The organism is Nocardia seriolae NBRC 15557 (assembly GCF_007990715.1).
In the GTDB taxonomy this organism is placed as follows: Bacteria; Actinomycetota; Actinomycetes; order Mycobacteriales; family Mycobacteriaceae; genus Nocardia; species Nocardia seriolae.
The window spans coordinates 35,349-42,417 of sequence record NZ_BJWY01000057.1; the positions used below are offsets into that span (position 1 = coordinate 35,349).

The following is a 7,069-nucleotide window of genomic DNA, read 5'->3' on the forward strand; positions in this document are numbered from 1 at the left end:
GCCACGGCCGCATACGATATCCGGACGTCGATGCGGCCAGCGAAACTCTTGCACCCGAACACAGTCCGGCAACTGTCCCGACGACGGTCGACAACGATGATGGGCGAATCCCGTGAACCACCGAGAGAGCACTGCCACGGTGATCGACCATTGGCTGCTGGGCCGTGTCTCTCCGCAGCCATCGGTGATGCTCGACCGGGTGCTGCCGGCGTTCGGCCGCGCGGCCGATTACGGGCGGTTGTGGTGCGTCATCGCCGCAGCCATGAGCATGACCAGAAACCGCCGGGCACGCCGAGCCGCGCTCCGCGGCGCGATCTCGGTGCCGATCGCCGGCGCGACGGCGAATCTGCTGGGCAAGAGACTCTTTCGCCGCACCCGCCCGGCGGGAATCGATATCCCACCGATCCGTCGTGTGGTTCGACAACCGATCACCACCGGATTTCCTTCCGGACATGCCGCGTCCGCGGCCGCTTTCGCGACGGCAGTGGCTCTCGAGGCTCCCGCACCGCTGGCCGTTCCGATCGCGGCCGCCGCCGGCGCCGTTGCGATGTCACGAGTCGTCGCCGGGGTGCACTATCCATCCGACGTGCTCGCCGGAGCCGGAGTCGGCATCGTCGTCGCCTGGCTGACACGCTGGTGGTGGCCCACTCGCCCGCCGGGCCCGGCAGCCGCCGCCCCCGCATCGGTCGAGGTTCCCGCCACCCTCACGGGTCGGGGCACGGTGGTCGTCGTCAACATCGGCGCGGGCACCGCCGACCGGCAACTGCGCCACCACATCTGCGTCGCGCTGCCCGATGCCGAGCTGATCACGGTCGAACCGGACGACCTCGAAGCCGCGCTGGCAGACGCCGCGACCCGTGCCTCGGTGGTCGCCGTCGCCGGAGGTGACGGCACAGTGAACGCCGCGGCCCGCCACCTCGCCGACACCGGGATCCCATTGCTGGTGATTCCCGCCGGGACGCTGAATCACTTCGCCCACGAACTCGGTGTCCACACCCTCGAGGACGCCGCCGCGGCCCTGCGCGAAGGAAACGCTGTGCGCGTAAACCTCGCGCGCGTCGGCAGCCGGATCTTCCTCAACACCTGCGGAATCGGCCTCTACACCGAGCTGGTCGCGTTTCGTTCCCGCTGGGAACCACGTTTCGGCAAATGGCCGGCCCTGGTAATCGGCCTGCTCGATGTCGTACGGCGCGGTGAGCCGCTGTCCATCCTGATCGACGGCCACCCGCGGACGGTGTGGATGATCTTCATCGGCAATGGCCGTTACCACCCACCAGGCTTCGCCCCCGCCTACCGAACCCGCCTCGACGACAACCACCTCGACGTCCGAATCATCGACGCCGCAACACCATTCACCGCCACCCTGATGGTTCTGGCCATGCTCACCCACACGGTGCGCCGGTGCCCCGCCTACCAGCGAGAAACCCCGCACGAGCTTCGCATCGATACCACCGACCGCGCTCTACCGCTGTCGCTGGACGGTGAATACGTCCAAACCTCCGAACCGATCGAGATCCAGATCGACACCGCGGGTCTGCTGGTCTACCGTCCACGCGAGCAGAACCGGAACTCAGCCGTGTAGGTCTCGAAAGCAGCGGGCCGGGCCTGAGCTCGAACGCCCGCCGACCATCCCGCCGACCCTCCCGACGGCGCGACTGATTGCGAATTTTCTAAGATAGAAATATCACTTCGGTCTGGGCCCGTGAGAGTGAGGCATAAGTAGTGGTCAGCCACATCGACCCCGGTCATTGGGACAGCGCCGCCCGGCGCGGAGGACCCGAGGGGAGGGGCGTGGGGGCAGCAGTGGTCGCGGCGTGGGGCGGCCGCGGCACTCGAACCAACAGCTCGTGCTGGATGGCCATGGAGGACTACGCCGCGCTGCTGACCGATCACACCGTGCTGCGCACGTCGGTCGTCCCGGTCACGACAGGCCGGCCGCACTCGGTCGCCGCACGGATAGCGAAACTGCCCCATCACCGCACCGCGGTGTTCCTGATCGGACTGAACTCAACGGAATCTGCTGCTGTGCAATCGATTACAGACGCCGACGGCGGACGTCTCGTGGTCTCCGAGACCGACGCCCTCACCGCCACGGTGGCCGCCGCGGCGGTGACGGCACTGCGCGCGAAGAGGATCCCGCCACGACACGGCCGGCTGGCGGTACTCGGCGCGGAACGAACACCGCGCCTGGAAGCGGTGCTACTCGAATGCGGGGCTGCTCATGTCACCTCCTGGCACGGCGACGCATTCCACGGACCCGCGATCCGAAAGCTGATGATCGACCACGACATCCTCGTCGACCTGACCGGTCAGGACCCGATGTGGACGGTCCCCACCCGCACCGTCTCGATTCCCGCGGACCCTTATCACCTCGTCGCACTGGTACTCCCCGGACTACTCGGCGCACTGTGCGGTCACGGCACGACCCGGGTCACGGTCGACGCCCTGGCAGCCGCCGCGCGAGCACTCGCACTCATCACCGCCGTCGATCGCGCACTGCCCGACGTGCGCGACCACAGATTGAACCCCACAGTCGCACGGCACGTGAGCAAGGTTCTCGGCGCACCCGCCTGAGGCCGACACACCCACCCGGGCGGGAAATAGGACGGATGCTGACCTAGATCATCCATAGATTGTGCGCATGAACGCTGACATCATTCCCTTCCGGATCCAGATCCCGCAGGCCGAGCTCGATGATCTGCGTGAACGACTCGCCCGCACCCGCTCGCCGCATCCCGTACCGGGCGCGGACTCGCAGTGGGACCACGGCATCGCCCCGGGCTACCTGCACGAGCTGGCCGCCTATTGGGCCGACGGATTCGATTGGCGCGCACACGAATCCGAACTGAACACGCTGCCGCACTTCGTGACCGAGATCGACGGGCAAACCATCCACTTCCTGCATCTGCGCTCACCCGAACCCGATGCCACCCCGCTGCTGCTCAACCACAGCTACCCGACCTCGTTCGTGGAGTTCCTCGCCGCCAGCGGGCCACTGACCGACCCGCGTGCCCACGGCGGCGACCCGGCGGACGCGTTTCATCTGGTGATTCCGTCGCTGCCCGGGTTCGTGTTCTCGAGTCCTCTCTCGGCGCGCGGCTGGAACCTCGACCGGACCGCGCTGGCATTCGGCGAATTGATGACCCGGCTCGGCTATGACCGCTTCGGCGTCGAGGGCGGTGACATCGGGGCGGGAGTCACCGGCCGGGTGGCGGCACTGCTGCCCGAGCGCGTGATCGGCGCGCACACCCACGGAGACCGCCTCCAGCTCGGCATGGTCGGCGAGGACCTCCCCGTCCCCGAGGGCCTCGACGCCGATGAACGCAAGCAACTCGAAGTGGCGCAACACAGTTGGGCGCAGATGAGGGGCTACCGGGTGCTGCACTCGACGCAACCCAACGCCCTGTCGGCGGGTCTGGCCGATTCCCCGATCCTGCAACTCGCCTGGATCGCAGAGAAATTCGTGGAGTGGGCCAATCCCGCGACCCCGATCAGCCGCGAGAACATTCTGATCACCGCGAGCCTGTACTGGTTCACCCGCACCGGGCCCGCGGCGGCCGACTTCTACTGGGAGATGGCCCACGCCGAGAACACCGGCTGGGGCGGGCCCTCCCCGGTGCCGCAGGGCCAATCCTTGTTCTACAGCGACGCTTTCGTGCGCAAGGTCCTCGGCGCCGGCGACAGCGTCGCCTTCCTCCGCGACCACGCCGAGGGCGGCCACTTCCCAGCCTTCGAAGTCCCCGACCTGTTCGTCGACGACATTCGGGCCTTCTTCGGGCAACTGCGCCAATGAATCCCCGGGGGGCGGTTGTGACGTCGTGATTGCTGCGCCGCCCCTTGTCCGGGGCCTCGTTCCCGTTTCTGCTCCCCTGCCGGAAAGGTGATCTGCCATGGCGACCACAAGCCTCGGCCCGGTGTCCCGATCCACAGGCCCACGGCGGCAACGCCCGCGACGCCTTCCACGTGATCGTTCCGACCCTGCCCGGATTCGGATTCTCCGGGCCCGCGGTCGGCTGGACCGCCGAGCGGGTCGCGCGCGTGTGGGCGGTGTTGATGGTCCGGCTCGGCTACGACCGCTACGGCGCCCACGGCGGAGACCTCGGCTCCCGAGTCACCCGGCACCTGGCCGGACTCGCTATCGAGCACCTCACCGGCATCCACCTCACCTCGATCCTGTCCGCGCTCATCGACCCCGCCACCGCCGCCCCCGAAGACGCCGTCGACCGCGATGCCATGCTGACCAACATCATGATCTACTGGCTCAACTCCACCGCCGGGTCAGCGGCCCGCTACTACTTCGAAGACGGCTTCACCTGGGGCCAGCCCGGTCCCCGCATCGAGATCCCCGTCGCGGTCGCCCAATTCCCCCACGACATCTCGGTCACGGTGCGCCGCATCGCCGAACGCACCCACAACATCGTGCGCTGGACCGAATTCGACCACGGCGGCCACTTCCCCGGACTGGAGCAGCCGGACTTACTCGTCGAGGACCTCCGCGACTTCTACCGCCACGTGCGCCACTGAATCCGCAGACCCCGTCCCGCTTCCGCTGCGTTCCGCTCGATACCACCTGATAGCACTGGCCCCCGGGCGACCATCGACACAGCCGAGTCGGATGATGCCAAATCCGTTGGCACGAACCTCGAAAAAAATTGAGGGCGGTCCTGAAACCTACCGGTCAGGACCGCCCTCGTTAGTAGCGGGGACAGGATTTGAACCTGCGACCTCTGGGTTATGAGCCCACGAGGACCCGGTCCCATGCGGGTCAGCGGGTGCCGCTGAATCCCATCTGTGCCGGTCAGCGGGGTGCCGTCCGTTCCGGGTTGTCCTTGTCGTTCCACCCGTTACGCTGGATTCCGCCGTGTTCGGTTGCCAAATCCGTTGCCAAATTCGGCGGATTCGGCCGGTGAATCCCGGCGCGCGGTCCACCAGCTACTGGGTGCCCGGACCGATCCACTCTGGGTATTGCGCTGCTACCGGCATCGCGGGAGCTTGCCAGTCCTGCGGTGCGTCGAGTGAGCCGTCGGCGCTGATCGCGAATTCCGGGAAGCGCTCGTGCCACCAGGCTGTGCATCCCTGTCCTGGGACCTGGTCCGGGAGGACCCATTTCGCTCCGACCACGTTCCAGTTCCCGAACACATCCCAGTTCGGTGGCATGTGCGCGCGGGGGTCGGTTTGGTTGGGGTCGGTGTCGGCGATTCCGGCCCGCCCCGGTGTGTTGGCGGAGTTGGTCAAGCGGACCTGCATCACCCGTGCCAGCCACCGCTCGGCGCGTCCACCTTGGTTGGGGGCGGGAACGTCGTATCGGCAGACGAAGGCCGATACTTCCGTGTCGTTGCCCGACAGGTTCGTGATGTGCGCGAAAGTGGTGTGCGGAGCCGGTTTTTCGGGGCTGGTGACCGCCTTCAACGACAACAGGGCATCGGCATTCGGATCGTTGCTGTCGACCGCCTGCTGCGTCGCCTTCTGGAATCCTGGATAGGACTCGTCGATACCGACGAAGTAGGCGTACTGCGACGCCTCCAAGGTCGCGCGTACCAGCTCAGCGGGACGGCCGAACAGATCCACGCCAGGCGACGCGGACCAGACGTATGAGTAGTCGATGTCCGGGTGCCGCTCACGGCTTGTGGTGGGGGCGACCGACGGTTCCGACGTGTCCGAGCAGCCGACCAGGACGCAAGCGACGAGGGCTGCCCCGCCGAACCGGGCGATCCGGCTACCCATCTTTGCGGACAACATCTGTGTAGGAGTTGCGCATCATGTTCCCGTTTCCGTCCTGGCCGCCGAGTCGAGCGAACATCGCTTCGTACCCCTTCAGCTCTTGAGGATTGTTGCCGAACTTCTGCATCGCTTGGTCGTAGGTCAACAGCTTCCCATCGGCTCCGAATGCCCAGGGGAAGTCTCGCTGGAACTCGGTCGGCAGCGAGTAGGTGTCCTGCCGGAACGCGAGGATCTGCTGATAGTCGCGGTCGAAATTGACGCCATGCAGTTCCGGTGTCGAGTGGCCCTCGGGCTTCGGGCCGATCATCGCCTCCTTGAAGGCGTCACCGCCGGAGTTCATACCCCAGTAGGTGAACTTCGCGAAGTCGCCGGCATACCCGCTGGCGAAGTTGACGCTGGCCTTGAACACGTCGTAAGCAGCGACCTTCTGCTTGTACGCCGCCTCGGCCGCCTTGTCCTGGTCGTGGTACTCGTCGATGGTTTCCAGCTGTAATCCCTTGTCCAGCAGGCCGTGCAGGGTTCCCGCTGTCGACAGCCACTTGCCGGAGTTCGGGGCGGTCGGATCCTTCGCGAACTGCGACTCCGCGTTCAGGATCTGGTTCAGCACCGCGGAGTTGAAGTACTTCCCGGCCTCGGGATCGGTGTTCATGACGGCAAAAACGTTGGCGGACCCGGAGTAGCTGTTGTTGCCTGTGGGGTCGATCCAGCTCTTCCCGTTGTGGTAGGTGTCGAAGCCGGGCTTGTCCGGTTGGTCGAGGCCAGCCAGGTCCGCTGTGTACGGGGCCATGCTGTGAGAAATGGTGCGCATCAGGTCCGGATTGAGCGGACCCACCGACTGATTGTCGGTCCCCGGCACGTTCGACAACGTGGCCCAGGCTTCCTTCGTGCTCATTGCCTCACCGACGACGGACATGATGTGTCCGGTCCGGTTCGCCGTCAGTACGTCCTGCGCGTCGGCCGGATTCTCCACGGTCGCGTCCTGATCGCCGAACCGGAACATCGACAACGCCGACTTGCCGTCATCGGTCCAGTTGTGGGTCAGCACATCGGTCACGAACTGCTTTCCATGCTCTTTGTCGGTGACCACCGATTCGACAGTGACCTTGTCGTCACCCACCGCCGCGAAAATGCCTTCGGTGATCGCGCGGTCATCGGTGCCCTTGCCATCGACACTGAAGAAGGCGGAGTTAGGGCCTCCCGGCGCCTGCTCGTAGGCATTCTGCGCCGCAAGGTACCGGCGACCGGCGTCGAGCAGTTCCCGGTCCACCGCGCTTCCGGCCTTGTACTGCGCGTCTCCGTGCGAAATGATCTTCGCGATCGCCTGGGTATCCGCGACGCCTTTTAATAC

At 66.2% G+C, this 7,069-nt stretch carries 6 protein-coding genes; 4 read left to right on the top strand and 2 right to left on the bottom strand.

Annotated features, from left to right (window positions below):
• Positions 1-139 precede the first annotated feature (139 nt).
• From NS2_RS18460 to NS2_RS18475, 4 genes are all read left to right on the top strand, one after another.
• Complete coding sequence (locus NS2_RS18460; RefSeq protein ID WP_045437076.1) at positions 140-1,582, top strand: bifunctional phosphatase PAP2/diacylglycerol kinase family protein; 1,443 nt, start codon at positions 140-142, stop codon at positions 1,580-1,582.
• A 209-nt stretch (positions 1,583-1,791) separates the two neighbouring features.
• Positions 1,792-2,574: a hypothetical protein gene (locus NS2_RS18465; RefSeq protein ID WP_045437049.1), complete on the top strand. Its 783-nt coding sequence runs from the start codon at positions 1,792-1,794 to the stop codon at positions 2,572-2,574.
• Between the two features lie 67 nt (positions 2,575-2,641).
• Positions 2,642-3,793, top strand: a complete 1,152-nt coding sequence (locus tag NS2_RS18470) for an epoxide hydrolase family protein (RefSeq protein WP_155239262.1) — start codon at positions 2,642-2,644, stop codon at positions 3,791-3,793.
• A gap of 170 nt (positions 3,794-3,963) precedes the next feature.
• Positions 3,964-4,524 (top strand): alpha/beta fold hydrolase, encoded by a 561-nt coding sequence (locus NS2_RS18475; RefSeq protein ID WP_052087073.1) that lies wholly within the window; start codon positions 3,964-3,966, stop codon positions 4,522-4,524.
• A 408-nt stretch (positions 4,525-4,932) separates the two neighbouring features.
• On the opposite strand, the gene NS2_RS18480 is transcribed toward NS2_RS18475, so the two are convergent.
• Both NS2_RS18480 and NS2_RS36110 read right to left on the bottom strand, forming a co-directional pair.
• Positions 4,933-5,724, bottom strand: coding sequence for a hypothetical protein (locus NS2_RS18480; RefSeq protein WP_033091523.1), 792 nt, complete (start codon positions 5,722-5,724; stop codon positions 4,933-4,935).
• Positions 5,717-7,069 (bottom strand): TPR repeat domain-containing protein (locus NS2_RS36110; protein ID WP_444980891.1); only part of this gene is annotated, 1,353 nt, incomplete at its 5' end. The genes NS2_RS36110 and NS2_RS18480, both read right to left, overlap by 8 nt.

Bases quoted from the DNA above. Each gene is read 5' to 3' on its own strand.
- NS2_RS18470 (WP_155239262.1), top strand. From the start codon at position 2,642: ATGAACGCTGACATCATTCCCTTCCGGATCCAGATCCCGCAGGCCGAG.
- NS2_RS18480 (WP_033091523.1), bottom strand. From the start codon at position 5,724: ATGGGTAGCCGGATCGCCCGGTTCGGCGGGGCAGCCCTCGTCGCTTGC.